Source organism: Exiguobacterium sp. s141, assembly GCF_018618085.1.
Lineage (GTDB): Bacteria > Bacillota > Bacilli > Exiguobacteriales > Exiguobacteriaceae > Exiguobacterium > Exiguobacterium mexicanum_A.
In genome coordinates this window covers 115537-133734 of record NZ_JACSLJ010000001.1, presented here as the reverse complement: position 1 = coordinate 133734, position 18198 = coordinate 115537, and the positions used below count along the sequence as shown (strand labels likewise).

Sequence of the window (18198 nt, the reverse complement as noted above, 5' to 3'; positions counted from 1 at the left end):
AACCGCTCCCTAGAGCGGTTTTTTTACGTCCTCGATCATGGTGGAGAAGAGCTCGGCCGTATCTCCCTGAGTAGTGTGCAATACGTGAGCGTAGATATCCATCGTCGTCTTGGCATCGGCCCCCAGACGTTCTTGGATGACCTTCGCATGGACACCGGCCTTGATGAGCAGCGTCGCATGGGTATGTCGTAACTCACGCATCGTGACCTCAGGAATCTCGGCCGTTTTGACGGTCAGGGTATGGCGTCGTCGCAATCCGGAATACCAGACATAGGCGCCCTTGATGCCGAGGCAGACAAGGTCCTCGTCGTTGCGCCATCCGAACTTGACCATGTCATACTTCTGACGAAGCCGCGACTTCTCGAGGAAGCGGATCAACTGGTCGGGGATGGTGACGACCCGCACCTTTTTCCCTTTGGTCTGCTCGAACGAATAGCCGCCCTTCGTCTCGATGGCGGTACGGGCAATCGTGATCTGTTTCCGGTCGAAGTCGATGTCGGACCAACGGAGGGACGTCGCCTCGCGGGCACGCATGCCGGTATAGGCGATCAGGTGGACCGCTGTACGATAACCATTCGCCATCGTCTCATCCGCCGTCTCGAGGTAACGTCTCAGCTCATCAGGCGTGAGCGTCTTGTATTCTTTCAAGCCCTCCGACAGTTTCTCGACGGCAGCCATCGGGTTGTCACCTTTATAATAGCCCAGACGGCGCGCCCAGGAGAAGAAGCCGACATAGACGCTCCGGCGAATGTTGACGGTGTTCGGCTGTAAGCCAGAGTCGAGGTATTCACGGAGTAAACGTAGGCAGTGCTGCGGTTTCACGTTGTCCATGTTCAGGCGCTTGAACCAACCCGGCACGTTCTCGACGAAACTCGTGTATGAGTGGTACGTCGTCTTGGCCATCGTCGTCTTGATGTAAAACTCGAGCCAGTCATCGAGCACCTCGCCGACCCGTCCTTTCGGACGTACCTTGACGAACTCGCCTTCCTTCTGCGCTCGGATTTGGTCGGCGACCTAATATTCGACCGTCTTCTTTCGCTCGTCGGAGAAGTAGCGCTGCACGCGCTTGCCTTCCTCGTTGAACCCCAGAGAGAGTCGAACCTCCCATTTGCCGGTCTTCTCGTTCTTCTTGCTGTTTGCCATGATGTTCACTCCTTTGGAATAAGGGGTCTTCGGAATATATAGTGGAATTACTTTCTTAATAGTTTAAAAACAACTGGTGTTTAAATCGGATTTTCTGGTGGGATGTTAGGATAATCAATAATATTATATAAAAGTATCAATCACATACGAGTGATACTTTGGGAAAAAAATAAAATAGTCCAATTTACTTGACCGTGTACTATGGTACACGGTTTATAATATTCATGGGGTGAAATAAGATGATTTATCGCATTAGTGAGTTTGCAGATAAATGTGGAGTTAATAAAGAAACGATCAGATATTACGAGCGAAAAAATTTATTACAAGAACCTCACCGAACGGAAGCTGGTTATCGGATATATTCATATGATGACGTTAAGCGTGTTGGGTTTATTAAACGAATACAGGAACTTGGTTTTTCTTTAAGCGAGATTTATAAATTACTTGGTGTTGTAGATAAAGATGAAGTTCGTTGTCAAGATATGTTCGAATTTGTTTCTAAAAAACAAAAAGAAGTGCAAAAACAAATAGAGGATTTAAAACGAATTGAAACTATGTTAGACGACTTAAAACAACGATGTCCAGATGAAAAGCAATTACATTCGTGTCCAATAATAGAAACATTAACATGAGAGATTAATTAACGAAAGGAGCTTTTTTATGAATAAATTTAAGGTAAACATTTCAGGAATGACTTGTACGGGTTGTGAAAAACACGTAGAATCAGCACTTGAAAAGATAGGTGCTAAAAATATTGAGTCTAGTTATCGTCGTGGTGAAGCAGTATTTGAACTGCCCGATGATATTGAGGTTGAAAGTGCAATAAAGGCGATTGATGAAGCAAATTACCAAGCCGGAGAAATTGAAGAAGTATCATCACTAGAAAACGTGGCGTTAATTAATGAAGACAATTATGACCTTCTTATTATTGGTTCTGGTGCTGCTGCCTTTTCTTCGGCAATTAAAGCTATAGAATACGGTGCAAAAGTTGGAATGATTGAGCGTGGAACGGTTGGGGGAACCTGTGTGAATATTGGCTGTGTTCCGTCAAAAACTCTTCTTAGGGCAGGGGAAATCAATCATTTATCAAAAGACAATCCGTTTATAGGTTTACAAACATCCGCTGGAGAAGTGGATTTAGCTAGTTTAATCACGCAAAAGGATAAATTGGTGAGCGAACTTCGGAATCAAAAATATATGGATTTAATTGATGAATATAATTTTGATTTAATTAAAGGTGAAGCAAAATTCGTTGATGCTAGTACGGTTGAGGTCAATGGGGCAAAGTTATCTGCAAAACGCTTTTTAATTGCAACAGGTGCATCGCCTTCGTTGCCCCAAATTTCAGGACTTGAAAAAATGGACTATTTAACTAGTACAACACTTCTTGAGTTAAAGAAAATACCAAAACGATTAACTGTAATTGGTTCAGGATACATTGGAATGGAGCTTGGACAACTATTTCATCATTTAGGTTCAGAAATAACGCTTATGCAAAGAAGTGAGCGACTTTTAAAGGAGTATGATCCTGAGATTTCAGAGTCAGTTGAAAAAGCGTTAATTGAACAGGGTATAAACCTTGTCAAAGGGGCAACTTTTGAGCGTGTTGAACAAAGTGGAGAGATAAAAAGGGTTTACGTAACAGTAAATGGCAGTAGAGAAGTCATTGAATCAGATCAGTTACTTGTTGCCACTGGAAGAAAACCAAATACGGATTCTTTAAATTTAAGTGCAGCAGGTGTTGAAACTGGAAAAAATAATGAAATCCTGATCAATGATTTTGGTCAAACAAGTAATGAAAAGATTTATGCAGCAGGAGATGTGACTTTAGGACCACAATTTGTATATGTAGCAGCCTATGAAGGTGGAATTATTACTGATAATGCTATTGGTGGATTAAACAAAAAAATAGATTTATCGGTAGTTCCTGCTGTTACGTTTACGAATCCGACGGTTGCAACGGTTGGTTTAACAGAAGAACAAGCAAAAGAGAAAGGGTATGATGTGAAGACATCTGTATTACCTTTAGATGCTGTTCCAAGAGCAATTGTAAACCGTGAAACAACCGGTGTATTTAAACTAGTAGCAGATGCAGAAACACTAAAAGTATTAGGGGTTCATATTGTATCTGAGAATGCAGGAGATGTCATCTATGCAGCATCATTAGCTGTTAAATTTGGCTTAACTATAGAAGATTTAACAGAAACCCTAGCACCATATTTAACAATGGCTGAAGGGCTAAAATTAGCTGCACTTACGTTCGATAAAGATATTTCGAAATTATCTTGTTGTGCAGGCTAAGGGAACTTTTTTACAACTCCCTATTCAAGTGAACCAGCTAATGCTTTAAGGGATTTTCTAAGTGCATTTGTGGTCACAAAAATAATTTAACACTGATGATTTCGACATCAAATCTATAATTGATACCTTAACACCGCAGAGTAATAAAGGATGAATAATATGTCAGACTTATTATCCCTACCAGACATTAAAACAATAGAACCGCCACAAGAAAATGAAACCGATATGATGTTTAAAGTTGAAGCAGTCGGACCACCTGAACGTTGTCCTGAATGTGGTTTTGACAAGTTGTACAAACACAGTTCAAGAAATCAACTAATTATGGATTTGCCCATTCGTTAAAAGCGAGTGGGCTTACAATTGAACCGTAGACGATACAAGTGTCGTGAATGCGGATCTACCTTCTGGGAACGCCTAATATCTGTAGATGAAAAGCGTAGTATGACCAAAAGGCTTTTAAAGTCCATTCAAGAGCAATCCATGTCTAAGACCTTTGTAGAAGTCGCAGAAAGCGTTGGTGTTGACGAGAAAACCATTAGGAACGTTTTTAAGGACTATGTGGCACTCAAAGAACGTGAATACCAGTTTGAAACTCCTAAGTGGCTTGGGATAGACGAGATACATATTATCCGTAGACCTCGGCTTGTATTGACTAATATTGAACGCAGGACTATTTATGACATCAAGCCTAACCGTAACAAGGAAACAGTCATCCAACGTCTTTCAGAAATCAGTGACAGGACTTACATTGAGTACGTCACAATGGATATGTGGAAGCCCTACAAAGACGCAGTGAACACTATCCTTCCACACGCTAAAGTTGTCGTAGATAAGTTTCATGTAGTTAGAATGGCTAATCAAGCCTTAGATAACGTCAGAAAGTCTTTGAAAGCCCATATGAGCCAAAAAGAAAGACGTACCCTTATACGTGAAAGGTTTATCCTTCTAAAGCGTAAACACGATCTAAATGAACGTGAATCATTCCTCTTAGATACTTGGTTAGGTAATCTTCCTGCTTTAAAAGAAGCCTATGAACTCAAAGAAGAGTTTTACTGGATATGGGATACTCCTGATTCAGATGAAGGTCATCTTCGTTATAGTCAATGGAGACACCGTTGCATGTCCAGCAACTCTAAAGACGCATATAAAGACCTCGTGAGAGCCGTAGACAACTGGCATGTCGAAATATTCAACTACTTTGATAAAAGGCTCACTAATGCTTATACGGAGTCAATTAACAGCATTATTAGGCAGGTAGAGCGAATGGGTAGAGGTTACTCGTTTGATGCCTTACGAGCCAAAATCCTTTTCAATGAGAAGCTCCATAAAAAGCGTAAGCCACGATTTAATTCAAGTGCTTTCAATAAAGCTATGTTATACGATACTTTCAATTGGTATGAAGTGAATGATCACGACATTACAGACAACTTTGGTGTCGATTTTTCCACACTTATTAAGAATTTGGAGAAGGGTGATTTATAAGCCCTTTTCCACCATGAAATCCGAATACCCAAGATATTTAGCGTTTATGTATAAAGGCATCGTTTAAGTATAGAGTTACTATTATAATACAGGATAATGATTTGTTTTATTAAATTATATAAACCATATTGCACAGAATCGTATTTATATTGCATTGCACACTGCATTGCAGACTAGGTGGATAATTAATGGTGTCAACCCAATCATTTTACTTCGTATGGATATCAAGAGATGGTGATTGATAACGGATGGAATGTTATAAACAGTACTACCAGTTTTTCGGCAAGCGTCCGCCGAGACGTCCTGTTGAGTCGGCTGACTCAAAATAACAATTGGTCGAAGGATCGTAGACACTCGTCTATGGTCCTTTTTTTGCTTGATTTTATGTTTTACAATATCGAAGGGCCGACAATTCAATCTCATATCGACGCGCCATAAAAAAACGCTCTCCCTTTGATCAGGAAGAGCGTGACGTCGATGATTCTTTCATATCGTTGTGGGTGATCCCGATAGCTTATTCTCCGACCATCCCGTCGCCATCATTGTCATGCATGTAAGGATAGAGCCAATGATCGCTTGTGATCGGCATGCTGAACCCGGCATCTTTTGCTTCTTGGATCGTCACTTGGCCGTTCCCATTCATATCGATGCTCGCGACGTCACCGTCTTCAGACACGGACTCGGCTTCAGTCGCACTCTCGGTCAGCCCGAGCGACTCGTTCACCTCGTCCGGGTTCACGTTGTCGAACGAATCGGTAATAACATTTCCTTTGACAGTGTATGTGTACTCATAGTGTGAAGGGATTTGCGTCTCCGTATCCGGATAGGTGATGATGGCCTCGAAGTCGGTCGCGCCGCCTGCGCTCCGGATCACGCTCTCCATGTACGCCTGGTCCCCGTGGCGGTTGAGCGTGCTGTCTTGCGGAGTGATGTTGAAGGCGTTCGAGACGCCGCCGAGCGAATCGGCGATGACGTGCCCTTCGTCGAGGTCGCGATGCTCGACACCAGGCACTTTCGCCTCGTCTGAATAATAGCGACCCGAAGACGTGACGTCCTCGAGCTCATCATCTTGCAAGACGATCTCGTCGGCGAGCACTTTCACGAGTTGTCCGTGCTCGTTCGTGAACGCCCAGTACTCGCGTTCCCCGTATCCGATATCGACGACGACATTATGCTCGCGGTCGCCTGACAAATCTCCACCCTCGACTTCAATCAAGTCGTAGCCCGTGAAGTGATCGTTCGTTTCGGTCTGGTCAGGGGGCTCCGTCTCAACGGTAACCTGTTCCTGAGGTTCCGTCTTCGACTCGGGATTCGGTTCTGTCTCGTTCGTGCAACCGGCCAACAACAGCATGGCCAGCGGGAAGGCAAGATAAGTAAGATTGTTTTTCATGTTAAAACTCCTATGTCTTTGATGCATACTTGTCCATTCTAGGAATCTTCGCCCACATTTACAAGCAAACGGATTGGAGGCGGTTTTAATCGTGCTTCCGACAAACGAGACAGATTTTGTCACAGATGGGGGAGGCGTCGCCCTAGGTACGAATGGTACAATGGGGGAGAACGGGTCGAACAGGGGGCTCTCGAGCGATTTGAGTCGCACACCCGAGGTGTTTCAATCATTTCGTTTCAGGCTATACATACGTATACATCGCTTGAGAGGAGACATATCATGCAGACATATACGATTGAATATGCGTTTCAAGATAAGGAACAGACGACACGAACGTGTGAAGTCGAGCTCGACCGGACGCCAGATTTAAAGGATAATGAGCAACTCGCCGACCTATATCAAATCGTGTCGGATGCGATTCGCAAGCCGATCACGAGTTTTGAGATTCTTGCCGTCCATTAAGTGAACCATCGACCCCGGGCGTACGCCATGGGGTTTTGTTCAGTCCATCGAAGAGGAGAGATGTTGAAATGAAGATCGTGGTTGTTGGGTTAGGGGATGTCGCGAAAAAAGCGTATTTACCGGTTTATGCCGGATTAGAAGGGGTGGACGTCTATCTCGTCTCGAGAGATGAGGCGAAAGCGGGGCAGCTCGTCGACAAATACCGATTCAGCGGCCATTACCGGTCGTTACAAGACGTGCCGCTCGATGAGGTGGATGGCGTGTTGATCCATTCGACGACGTCGGCCCACGCGGACCAGGTCGGCTACGTGCTCGAGCGGGGCGTCCATGTGTTCATCGATAAGCCGGTCACGTTCTCGCTCGACGAGACGGAGCGGCTCGTGCGGCTCGCGGCAGACAACGGGGTCGAACTCGTCACCGGCTTCAATCGTCGTTTCGCGACGGCGACGGCGGCCTTGAAGGAAGTCACGGACCAAAACCTCGTCCTCATTCAAAAGAATCGCACGTATCAACCGGCGACGCTCCGAGAGTTCATCATCGAGGATTTCGTCCACGTCGTCGACACGCTCCGTTACTTGACGAGGCTCGCACCGGTTGAGAATTTGTCGGTGCGGACGCGCTATGAAGGAGAGACGCTGAAACAGTTGCAGATTCAATTCACGGCGGGTGGGATCGAAGCGCTCGGGATCATGAACCGCGACAACGGTTGTACGGAAGAAGTGATGGAAGTGATGTCTCCGCGTCTGAAGCGGGTGTCCCGCGACGTCGAGCGCGTGTATGACTTCACGCGCGACGGCATGCTCGAGCGGGCTCTGAGTCCGTGGGAGTCGAACCTTATGCGTCGCGGCTTCACGACGATGATCGATGCGTTCATCAAGTTACTGAACGGCGAACCGAACGAGTCGGTGCTCGCTGCTGATAGTCTGACGACGCATGCGCTCTGTGAACGCATACTAGAAGAGGCTTCGCGCTGACCGTCTCGTTTCTGCGGTCCGTCGAGCGGGTAATAACTCCGTAAAAGGAGGGGATGCGCATGGACATTCGCGAGCTCGTCATGCAGGCGAATGATTTGTTATGGACGTACGTACTTATTTTTGTATTGATTGCCGGTGGGCTTTATTTCACGATTCGGATGGGGTTCGTCCAGTTCCGGATGCTGCCCGAGATGTTCAAGCTGTTATTCGTCAAAGGGATCAAGCACGAAAAAGGACAAGTATCGTCGTTCCAGGCGTTCGCCATCGGGACGGCAGCACGGGTCGGGACCGGGAATATCGCCGGCGTCTCGACCGCGATCGCACTCGGGGGACCGGGTGCCGTGTTTTGGATGTGGCTCATCGCGTTGATTGGTTCGGCGTCAGCGTTCGTCGAGAGCACGCTCGCCCAAGTGTACAAAGTGCATGACGGCAAGGCGTGGCGCGGCGGACCGGCCTACTATATCGAACGGGCGCTCGGCCAGCGATGGCTCGGCGTCGTTTTCGCCATTCTGATCACGTTCGCGTTTGGATTTGCATTCAACTCGGTCCAGGCCAACACGATCGCCTTGTCGGTCAACAACGTCTTCGAGATCGATACGCTTTGGATCGGAATTATTTTGGCTGTCGTGACGGGGATCGTCATCTTCGGTGGGATCCGGTCCATCTCGACGCTGTCAGGGATTATCGTCCCAATCATGGCTGGCGGTTATATCTTGCTCGCCCTGTGGGTCGTCTTGACGAATTTGGAGGTCGTCCCGGCCGTATTCTCGGCCATTTTCTCAGAAGGTGTGCTCGGGTTCCGACAACTGCTTGGCGGAGCGGTCGGTGCGGCCGTCTTGCAAGGGATTCGCCGAGGCTTGTTCTCGAACGAGGCGGGGATGGGGTCGGCCCCGAACGCGGCTGCGACCGCCGAGGTCAGTCACCCGGTCAAGCAAGGTCTCATTCAGTCACTCAGCGTGTTCGTCGATACGCTCTTTATCTGTACGGCGACGGCGATGATCGTCCTCATCTCCGGCGTGCCGGGTTCAGAAGATTTCCAAGGCATCGAACTTGCCCAAGAGGCGCTCCTCACCGAGATCGGGCCGGTCGCGACATCGCTCATGACGATCGCGATTTTATTGTTCGCCTTCAGCTCGATCTTGGCAAACTATTATTACGGGGAGACGAACATCGAGTTCATCTCGGAACGGAAAGTGTATCTCGTCATTTACCGGATCGCCGTCATCGGGATGGTGTTGTTCGGTTCGGTCCGTTCGGCCGGGCTTGTCTGGTCGATCGCCGACATCTTCATGGGTCTGATGGCACTCGTCAACATGTACGCCATCTTCCGGCTCAGTAAAGTCGCAAAACTGTTGCTTGATGATTACGTGGCCCAGAAACGAGCAGGGCGCGATCCGGTGTTCAATCGGGACGACGTCGAGCTACCAGGGAAAGAGCACGTCGAAGCATGGGAAGCGAAACGAGAGAATATTAGTTGAGCGTAAGGCAAGGATTGACGTACAGCGCCAGCCTTGCCTTTGCTTGTTGAATCTTTTTATTTCACGTACCGCATTTATATAATAAAAACAGAAAAGAGCGCACGACATGATACAACCCTTTCTTCACACATTCAAACGATTTTTTGCCGAACGATTCTTCGATCAAGCCGCGATGTTGGCTTACTATTTCATCCTGTCCACATTCCCATTTCTATTGTTCGTCCTCGGTATCGTCGGGTGGCTGCCGTTCTCGAGCGGAGACGTCATATCGGCGTTGTCCTTGGTGATGCCCGAGGCGAGTTATCGATTGTTACAAGGGAACATCGAGGCCATTTTTGATGATTCGAGACTGCGCTTGGCCTCGCTCAGCATCTTACCGGCACTTTGGATCTCTTCGATGGCCGTCCAATCGCTCGTTCGCTCCTTAAACGACGCCTATCGACTGATCCGAAACAAAGCGTTCTGGCGCGGGGTGTTGCAAGACATCGCCGTGACGCTCGCGCTCATGTTCGTTTTGCCGTTCTCGTTGCTCGTCCCGGTCATCGAGACGGCGCTACGAGAGTTGGCGACCCATATCATCTTTATCGATGACATCGTCGCCCGATATGCCCAGATTTGGTTCTACTTCCGTTGGATCATCGGGACACTCATCCTGTTCAGTGTCTTCCTGCTCGTCTATAAGTGGTTGCCGAGCCATCGCGGCACATTCCGAGACAGCTGGGCCGGGGCGGCTTTTGCGACAATCGGCATCTTGACAGTTTCGAACGTATTCAGCTACTATTCACAGTATGCAAACTATGAACAGTTTTACGGTCAGCTCGGTGCCTTTATCATCTTGTTGATCTGGTTCTACCTGGCGGCCTCGGTCATCCTTCTCGGGGGACTCCTGAACGCCACGCTCATCGAACAAAAAGAAATATCCGGTTGACGTGTAAATCGTTGTTATCAATCTTTGATTCAGGGAATGATATCGATAAGATCACATCTTTTAATCGGAGGTGGGAAACATGGATATGCAACGGCTCGTACACAATCGTCGTTTCATCGATCAAACATTGTTTTACCTCGCCTTACAATTATGGAAGTGGGTCATGTTACTGCCGATCTTGTTCTATTTGGACGTTGAGATGAGTAGCGCTCCGTTCACCCAGTATGTGATGGTCAGTCTGTTACTGTACGTGGCCTTCCGCGTCATGCAGTACGTGATTGCCGGTCGAGCCTCTTTGATGGAGCTCCTCGAGTTCGGTTATGCGGTCTTATCGCTTCTGCTCGTCCTCTCGTTACTGCTTGAAGTGGCCGCCTCACCGGGAGCCATCGCTTTGATCATTGGTGTGTTCTTGGTTCATCCGTCGCTCGCCTTGCATCATTACCGTGACTTCTCGGAGCGGAAATGGTTGAACAAACAGTTTCAACTGTTTAGCCCGATGTTACGAAAAGGTGAGATTCCAGTCCATGTGCTCGTATTGACAGAGGATGAAATCATCATCACGGCAGAGAGTGGTAAAGAATACACGTATCGACATATTTACTGGGGCGGGTTCTATATTGAAAATGTCTCATGAAGGTGGTCTAGTCATTGAATAGTATCATTGTGATGGTGTTTTGGATCGTGACGTTTATCGTATTCTTCAAAGGGGCGTTCGACATGTGGCGCGAATGGCGCACCACGAAACAACGCTCTGTGTTATATTTTTTTATCGTCTTGATGCTCACCTGGTTCTGGTTCAACCCATATCAGCTGACGGCGCTACATCCGTTCGTCTTGATGGCGTACTATTGGAACCGTAACCGATGGATGCGCAATGCAATGCTCGTCCTTGTGTTGGTACCATTTTTCATTCAATTATGGTTCATGGCGAGAGCGATGTAATCGAGTCTCAAGCCCGCAGATATGATATCTGCGGGCTTTTCTTTAATGCATTGTTCACGGTGTTCTATAAAACAAGCCGCGTTAGAGTAAAGATACGTGACCGTGCGCAACAAAAAAAACGCGAGCCGTTCGGCCCGCGTTTTTGATTGATGTTATTCTTTTTTCGCAACGGCGAGTTCAGCTTCCATTTCACTGAATTCACGGTTGATTCGTTTTTGTTCACGTTGGCTCGTGAACGTGCTGACGAGAACGATGGCAAGCATACTGAGGAAGAAGCCTGGCACCATCTCATAAATCACGCTCGAGAGTCCAGTCACGATCCAAAGGATGACCGTAATGGCACCGACAAGGATTCCGGCGAGGGCACCTTGACGCGTCATCTTGTTCCAATAGAGCGACAACAGAATCGCTGGACCAAAGGCTGAACCGAAGCCTGCCCATGCATAGCCGACGAGCGTCAAAATCGTGTTCGACGGGCTGAGCGACATGAGAGTCGCGACAACTCCGACCGTTAAGACACCGATTCGACCGGCGAGAACCATCGTCTTCTCACTTGCTTCTTTATTGAAGAACTTGCGATAGAAGTCTTCTGTCAACGCTGACGATGTCACGAGAAGCTGTGACGATACGGTCGACATGACCGCTGCTAGAATCGCAGCGAGCAAGAATCCAGTGATGAACGGGTGGAACAATACTTCTGAGAAGCGGATGAATACCGTTTCCGGGTCAGCCAGGGCATTCCCTTGACCACGGAAGTAGGCGATTCCGACGAGACCTGTCATAACGGCACCGATGATCGAGACTGTCATCCAGCCCATACCGATACGGCGTGCCGTCTTCAATGATTTCACATCACGGATCGCCATAAAGCGGACGATGATGTGCGGTTGACCGAAGTAACCAAGTCCCCAAGCGAGGAGACCGATAATCCCGAGCGTCGACGTCCCTTTAAAGAGGTCGAACAAATCCGTGTTGAGCGTCGTGGCCGTGTTGACGGCGTTAGAAACACCACCGACGTCTGTCAAAGCGACGATTGGGACGAGGACGAGCGCAAGAAACATGATGACACCTTGTGCAAAGTCCGTCCAACTAACGGCTGTAAAACCACCGAAGAGCGTATAAAGAATGACGACGCTAATCGTCACGATGACGCCCATCTGATAGTCAAGCCCGAACGAGCTTGCGAACAACTTCCCACCAGACACAAGTCCGGCTGACGTGTAGAACGTGAAGAAGATGATGATAACGGATGCAGACAGGATCCGTAGCCAGTTCGAGTGATCTCGGAACCGATTCTCTAAAAAGTCAGGAATCGTGATCGAGTCATTTGCCATCTCCGTGAAGACGCGTAGACGGGGAGCGACTAACAAGTAGTTCAAGTAAGCTCCGATGACCAATCCAACGGCTAACCAAATCGCTGATAATCCCGTAGCGTACATTGCGCCCGGAAGTCCCATTAACATCCAACCACTCATATCCGAAGCTCCGGCTGACATGGCGGTAACACCTGGCCCCATTTTACGGCCACCTAACATATAATCTGATGAATCGGTCGTTCGCTTATAGGCGACGTATCCGATGAGGAGCATCATCACGAGATAAAGCGCGATGGATACCCATTCTTGCCATAACATTTGATTACCTCCTGTACGTGTTCAATTGTTGTCGTTTTATCAATCGTAGTCCAACCATGTGTGAATCTCACACAAATGCGTCAAACTTGAATGACTCGGCGAACTTGTGACTAACCATAACGGACCTACTCAATCATTGCAAACTGTCATCTTTTCATAAAAATGGCTCTAAAGCGCATTGTATCAATGGATAAGGCCGATATTTTTCACGGTTAAAGCTTAAATATTCTGACAATTAGTCATATAGGTGTTATCCCTGTGTCATCTGATTGTCATATAACTCGTCTATTTTCTGATGTTTTAACACAACCACCCGCTCTTCCCTGTACAGGGAAGAGCGGGTGGTTGATGTCCATTTATTCATAAGTAATGCCGAAAGCAATCTGTTCAACCGTACGCATCGTCGGGAACGTCTGTCCTGACTTGGCCTGCATGGTTACCAAAGCGTATTGTTTGCCGTCGCGTTCCATCAAGAACACCATCGTGTAGCCTGATTCGTCCGTATATCCGGTTTTCGTTGCGGTGACAAGCTTCGAATAGTGGATGCTCCGCTCGTTGATGGCTGATCCGAGATGATACCACCAACGTCGTTTCAAATCTCCGTCCTGATCGACAAACTTCGCCTCGTATTCGTACGTCCCGGCGATGTCGACTAGCTCTGGATACGTGCCGAACGCGTAAGTGATTTTAGCCATGTCGAGTGCAGTCGTAAAGTGTTCCGGGTCGGAGTAGCCGTGCGCATTCCGAAATTGGGTCCCGGTCAACCCGAGTACTTTCGAACGGGCGTTCATCAAGTCGACGAACTCGGATGTCGAACCGCTTACGTATTCTGCGAGGCTATTGGCGGCGTCATTCCCCGACTCGAGTAACGTCGCATAGAGCGCCTGGCGGACAGTGAGTCGGTCACCGACTGCGAGATGGACGATGTGACTGTCCCACGGGATATCGAGTGTCGACTGTTTCACGACTACCACGTCTTTGTCGAGCTCGTCTTTTTCGACTGCCGTCTCATACGCGAGGAGGGCGGTCATCAGTTTTGTCGTACTAGCGGGAAAGACGCGTTCCGATGCGTTCTTATCCACTAAAATCTGACCGTCCGTCAAATTGACGAACGCCATCGACCCGACGAGCAGATCCGGTGTATCGGCTGCTGCAATCGGTTGATGTGTCCATTCCTTGATTGGAATCTCCGGGAAAGTTGGTCCGGATTTGACGGGGACGGCTACCGGAGCGGATGGTTCTGCTTTTGGTTCTGAGTCTTGCTTGAAGCCGATTAGGGCAGGGATGATGGCGAGTAGTCCGATCAGGGCGAGGCCGACGGTCAATCGCCTCATGATGTACGTCTTTCTACGGTGTCTTCGGTTTCGTTTCACTATGTAATCGCTCCTTCATTGTTTACTTTTCTACCATAATGGATGGAGCCTATTGAAATCGTCATCAAAATAAAGAATCAGGTCAATAATTGACGCGTATGAAATGAAGTGTAATGGGTATACACAATAACAGACACTCAACCCACTAAAGGAGGCACCTTCATGCATCGTTATCCATTCACCAATTCCCTGTGGCGTCAACACGACGAGACCGTCCCGTATCCAAAGTTAGAAAGCTCGGTCTCATGTGACGTCGTCGTCATTGGAGCGGGCATCGCCGGGCTCGTGACAGCCTACGAACTACAGCGACGCGGTAAACAAGTCGTCCTGCTCGAGGCGGCCGAGGTCGGACGGGGGACGACCGGTCATACGACGGCGAAATGTTCCGTGCAGCACGGGACCGTTTACTCCAAATTGATTCGAACGTTCAATCATGAGACGGCCCGACTTTATTATGAGTTCAATCAAGAGGCCCTTCGCTATTTGCAGGACCAGGTCGCGGACGGTTTCGACATCGATTACGAGACGAAAGATTCTTACTTATATTCTATCGACGGATCGAGCCAACTCGTCGCCGAACGGGAGGCGTATGAGCAGCTCGACCTCGCAGGCGGGGACGCGAAGGAGGAAGTGAATGCCGCGCTCCCGCTCCAAGTGAAACAGGCCCTTGTCATCCGGGACCAAGGCCAATTCCACCCGGTCAAGTACTTGAACGAGCTAGCCGATCGTTTCGTTGAGGCGGGCGGTCGACTCCATGAGAAGACGCGGGCGACTGAGATCAGCTCCGGACCCCGACCGATCGTCACGACATCGACGGGGCGGCGGGTCCAGGCGAACCAAGTCGTCGTCGCCACCCATTACCCGTTCAATGATATCCGGGGACTTTATTTCTCGAAGTTCGAGGTCGAACGCTCTTATATCGTCGCTTGCGAGACCGAGCAAAGCGTGCCTGAGGGGATGTATTTGAGCGTCGATTCACCGAGTCGGTCGTTCCGTACGTTTCAGGAAGGGGAGAAGACGTACATGCTCGTCGGAGGGGAGGGTCACTTGAGTGGTCACGTGACGGAGACACGCTCGCGTTATGACCGGCTCGAGCGGTTTGCCCATGACGTGTTCGAAACGAAGAAGGCCAGCTTCCGTTGGTCCTCACAAGACTTGATCACACTCGACCATCTCCCCTATGTCGGACAGATGTTTAGCCGGGAGCCGGATGTGTTCGTCGCGACGGGATTCGCCAAGTGGGGGATGACGAACGGGATCGCCTCGGGGCTCCTCTTGGCTGATCTGTTGACCGGTCAGGACAATCGCTTCCGAGAACTATTAAATCCACTCCGTTCCAAGTTCAAGTCGGCGGATGTCGGTCAGTTCTTGAAAACGAACCTCGACACGGCGACCCAGTTCGTCAAAGGTTCACTCGAGAAACCCGGTTCGCTCGACGACCTGCAACTGGACGAAGGAGGCATCGTCCAAGTCGACGGAAAGAAGGTCGGTGCCTATCGAGACCTCGACAACGAATGCCATCTCGTCTCGACACGGTGCACGCATATGGGCTGCACGGTCAATTGGAACGACGCCGAACGCTCGTGGGATTGCCCTTGCCACGGGTCACGATTCGATACGAAAGGGAACGTATTGGAGGGGCCGGCGACGAAGCCGCTCTCATATGAACGGAAAACTGATGTGTCGAAAGAATAGGCAACTTCCTTCGTCTATATTAAAGTAAAGAAGTAACGATATAACTGTCATAGGGGTGGAATCAGAATGGAACTAACAAAGCAGTGGCGTGACCATTTTAAACAATTGCGTGCCTTCGATGAGGCGATTTCTTTACTATACTGGGACATGCGCACCCAGATGCCGGAACAATCGGCACCGCTTCGGGCCGAGACGATCGGCTATCTGTCGACCGAGGCGTTCAAGCGCCAGACGAGCGAGTCGTTCAAAGACTTGCTCGCGCAAATGACCGAGACCGAGGAATTGACGCCGATTGAAGTCCGGTCGGTCGCCGTCGCCAAGACACAGTATGAGCGGAACGCTAAAATTCCTTCATCGGAATATCAGGCGTACGTGACGCTCGTCTCTGAAGCCGAGACGGCATGGGAGAAAGCGAAGGACCAGGATGACTGGCACATGTTCGCCCCATATCTCGAGAAGATCATCGGGTTCCAACGCAAGTTCGCGGAGTATTTCGGCTACGAGTCTCACCCGTATGATGCTTTGCTGTACGACTATGAACCTGGCATGACGGTCGAACAGCTCGATGCATTGTTCCAGACGCTCCGGGACGAACTCGTCCCGCTCATCCGCGAATTGCCGGAACCTGTACAAGGACTCGACTGGGCGATGGACAAGTCGGTCCAACAGCGGTTGTGCGAGGATTGGATGCGTGTCGTCGACTACGATTTGACACGGGGCCGACTCGACGCGACGGTCCATCCGTTCGAGATTACGATCAACCGGCGCGACGTGCGCATTACGACAAAATATGACGAGGCCGACTTCCGCAACGCCTTGTTCGGGACGATGCACGAAGCGGGCCATGCCACGTATGAGCAACAAATCGACTCGGAACTCGACGAGCTCGGGCTCGGAGGCGGGGCCTCGATGGGAATCCATGAATCACAGTCGCTCTTTTTCGAGAATTTTGTCGGGCGAAGCGAAGCGTTCCTGAAGAGCGTCTATCCGCGTCTTCAAACAGAACACCCTGCGCTTCAGGACGTTTCTTTCGAGACGTTTTATGCCGGGGTGAACGAGGCGAAACCCTCTCTCATTCGAATCGAAGCGGACGAGTTGACGTATAGTCTGCACATCATCATCCGCTATGAGCTCGAAAAGAAACTGATCCAAGGCGATCTTTCGGTCGAGGAATTACCAGAGGCATGGAACGCGCTGTATAAGGAATATCTCGGTGTCGATGTCCCGAGTGATGCGAAAGGCGTCCTGCAAGACGTGCACTGGGCCGGCGGTTCATTCGGTTACTTCCCAAGCTATGCACTCGGCTTGGTCTATGCCGCCCAATTGACAGAGGCGCTTCGTGATGCCCATCCAGAGTTTGAATCGCTCGTCAGCAGTGGCGAGTTCGGCCCGATCAAACAGTGGCTCGAAGACAATGTCCATCGTCATGGGAAGGCGCTCACCCCGAACGAATTGATCAAACAAGTGACCGGGGAAGACATCTCGGTACGTCCGCTCGTCCGCTACTTGACGAGCAAATATAAAACGAACTGAGGCGAATACAGATGAGATTCTTCGCGCATCGAGGAGTGATGGCCCGCCATCCCGAAAATACGATGACAGCGTTCCGGGCTGCACTCGAGGCCGGGGCAGATGGGATTGAAGCGGACGTTCATATGACGAAAGATGATCGTCTCGTCCTCATCCATGACGAGACGATCAATCGGACGACAGATGGTCAAGGGCGGATCGCCGATATGACGCTATCAGAACTGCGAGCGGTCAACGCGGGCGTCACGTTTGCGGTCCACGAGCAGATTCCGACGTTAGATGAACTGTTCGATTTGTGTCAAGGGACGTCGGTGGTACTGAACCTCGAGGTCAAGACCGATATCGAACGGTATCCCGGGATTGAGCAGCGCCTGGTCGACACGATCCGTAACCGACGTGTCCCTGTTGAACAAGTCGTGTTCTCTTCATTCAATCATGCGACGCTCAAACGTTTGAAACGGTTGGCGCCAGATATCGAGTGTGCGGTGCTCTTGGCCCAACCTCTCTATGACCTTGTGGCGTACTGTGCGAAGGTCGGGGCGACCGCCGTGCATCCGAACGTCCGGACGATGACCGATGAGGAAATCCTACAGCTGCAAGCAAAAGGGCTCGCCGTGCGTCCCTATACCGTCAAGACGGTGCATGACCTCGAACGGTTTCGCCGGCTCGGGGTCGATGCGGTGTTCGTAAACGACATCGACTGGGCCAAAGCACATTCAACCCCGTAACGTTACGCGTTGCGGGGTTTTTACATTAAGGTGAAGGCGAAGTGCGGGTAATGTAAAGAGAGCGGTTTCTTCTCGATGTGCCCAGCGGCATATTCAGAGCACACCGTCACCTTTACGCCATTGCTCCGTTGTCTTAAA

16 protein-coding genes and 1 pseudogene are annotated in these 18198 nt (G+C 49.5%); 12 read left to right on the top strand and 5 right to left on the bottom strand.

Annotation, left to right across the window (positions count from 1 at the left end; all coding sequences use genetic code 11):
* Nucleotides 1-9 precede the first annotated feature (9 nt).
* Together KNP74_RS00690 and KNP74_RS15005 are read right to left on the bottom strand one after the other, a co-directional pair.
* Entirely contained in the window at nt 10-942 is a 933-nt protein-coding gene (locus KNP74_RS00690) for a tyrosine-type recombinase/integrase (RefSeq protein ID WP_214763159.1), read from the bottom strand.
* 72 nt (nt 943-1014) lie between these two features.
* Complete coding sequence (locus KNP74_RS15005; protein ID WP_256441032.1) at nt 1015-1143, bottom strand: hypothetical protein; 129 nt, start codon at nt 1141-1143, stop codon at nt 1015-1017.
* A 239-nt stretch (nt 1144-1382) separates the two neighbouring features.
* Here KNP74_RS15005 and merR point away from each other — a divergent pair, with 239 nt between their 5' ends.
* The 3 genes and pseudogenes from merR to KNP74_RS00675 all read left to right on the top strand — a co-directional run bounded on the left by merR (nt 1383) and on the right by KNP74_RS00675 (nt 4926).
* Nucleotides 1383-1775 (top strand): mercury resistance transcriptional regulator MerR, encoded by a 393-nt coding sequence (merR, locus tag KNP74_RS00685; RefSeq protein WP_001863748.1) that lies wholly within the window; start codon nt 1383-1385, stop codon nt 1773-1775.
* Between the two features lie 28 nt (nt 1776-1803).
* Nucleotides 1804-3444 carry a mercury(II) reductase gene (merA, locus tag KNP74_RS00680; RefSeq protein WP_002440486.1) on the top strand — a complete coding sequence of 547 codons (1641 nt, stop codon included), beginning with the start codon at nt 1804-1806 and terminating at the stop codon, nt 3442-3444.
* Between the two features lie 159 nt (nt 3445-3603).
* Nucleotides 3604-4926: pseudogene (locus KNP74_RS00675) on the top strand (ISL3 family transposase).
* 514 nt (nt 4927-5440) lie between these two features.
* Here the strand turns inward: KNP74_RS00675 and KNP74_RS00670 are convergent.
* Complete coding sequence (locus KNP74_RS00670) at nt 5441-6316, bottom strand: DNA/RNA non-specific endonuclease (protein WP_214707710.1); 876 nt, start codon at nt 6314-6316, stop codon at nt 5441-5443.
* Between the two features lie 279 nt (nt 6317-6595).
* Here KNP74_RS00670 and KNP74_RS00665 point away from each other — a divergent pair, with 279 nt between their 5' ends.
* The 6 genes from KNP74_RS00665 to KNP74_RS00640 all read left to right on the top strand — a co-directional run bounded on the left by KNP74_RS00665 (nt 6596) and on the right by KNP74_RS00640 (nt 11100).
* Nucleotides 6596-6778 (top strand): hypothetical protein, encoded by a 183-nt coding sequence (locus tag KNP74_RS00665; protein ID WP_034777673.1) that lies wholly within the window; start codon nt 6596-6598, stop codon nt 6776-6778.
* A gap of 68 nt (nt 6779-6846) precedes the next feature.
* Entirely contained in the window at nt 6847-7752 is a 906-nt protein-coding gene (locus KNP74_RS00660) for a Gfo/Idh/MocA family protein (protein ID WP_138859389.1), read from the top strand.
* A gap of 59 nt (nt 7753-7811) precedes the next feature.
* Nucleotides 7812-9230: an alanine/glycine:cation symporter family protein gene (locus KNP74_RS00655; RefSeq protein ID WP_205729363.1), complete on the top strand. Its 1419-nt coding sequence runs from the start codon at nt 7812-7814 to the stop codon at nt 9228-9230.
* Between the two features lie 106 nt (nt 9231-9336).
* Nucleotides 9337-10158 (top strand): YihY/virulence factor BrkB family protein, encoded by an 822-nt coding sequence (locus KNP74_RS00650; RefSeq protein ID WP_034777670.1) that lies wholly within the window; start codon nt 9337-9339, stop codon nt 10156-10158.
* Nucleotides 10159-10237: 79 nt separating this feature from the next.
* A complete protein-coding gene (locus tag KNP74_RS00645; RefSeq protein ID WP_138859391.1) occupies nt 10238-10792 on the top strand; it encodes a hypothetical protein in 555 nt (184 codons plus the stop codon).
* A gap of 14 nt (nt 10793-10806) precedes the next feature.
* A complete protein-coding gene (locus KNP74_RS00640) occupies nt 10807-11100 on the top strand; it encodes a hypothetical protein (RefSeq protein WP_233004283.1) in 294 nt (97 codons plus the stop codon).
* Nucleotides 11101-11252: 152 nt separating this feature from the next.
* Here KNP74_RS00640 and putP read toward each other — a convergent pair whose 3' ends face one another.
* On the bottom strand, nt 11253-12734 hold the full coding sequence (gene putP / locus KNP74_RS00635; protein ID WP_138859392.1) for a sodium/proline symporter PutP: 1482 nt from the start codon (nt 12732-12734) through the stop codon (nt 11253-11255).
* Between the two features lie 356 nt (nt 12735-13090).
* Complete coding sequence (locus KNP74_RS00630; protein WP_214763158.1) at nt 13091-14068, bottom strand: D-alanyl-D-alanine carboxypeptidase family protein; 978 nt, start codon at nt 14066-14068, stop codon at nt 13091-13093.
* 201 nt (nt 14069-14269) lie between these two features.
* Between KNP74_RS00630 and KNP74_RS00625 the strand changes: the two genes are divergently transcribed.
* The 3 genes from KNP74_RS00625 (at nt 14270) to KNP74_RS00615 (ending at nt 18060) form a co-directional block, all read left to right on the top strand.
* A complete protein-coding gene (locus tag KNP74_RS00625; protein WP_214763157.1) occupies nt 14270-15802 on the top strand; it encodes an FAD-dependent oxidoreductase in 1533 nt (510 codons plus the stop codon).
* 66 nt (nt 15803-15868) lie between these two features.
* Nucleotides 15869-17335 (top strand): carboxypeptidase M32, encoded by a 1467-nt coding sequence (locus KNP74_RS00620; protein WP_138859395.1) that lies wholly within the window; start codon nt 15869-15871, stop codon nt 17333-17335.
* An 11-nt stretch (nt 17336-17346) separates the two neighbouring features.
* Nucleotides 17347-18060 (top strand): glycerophosphodiester phosphodiesterase, encoded by a 714-nt coding sequence (locus KNP74_RS00615; protein ID WP_214763156.1) that lies wholly within the window; start codon nt 17347-17349, stop codon nt 18058-18060.
* The last annotated feature ends 138 nt before the right edge of the window (nt 18061-18198 follow it).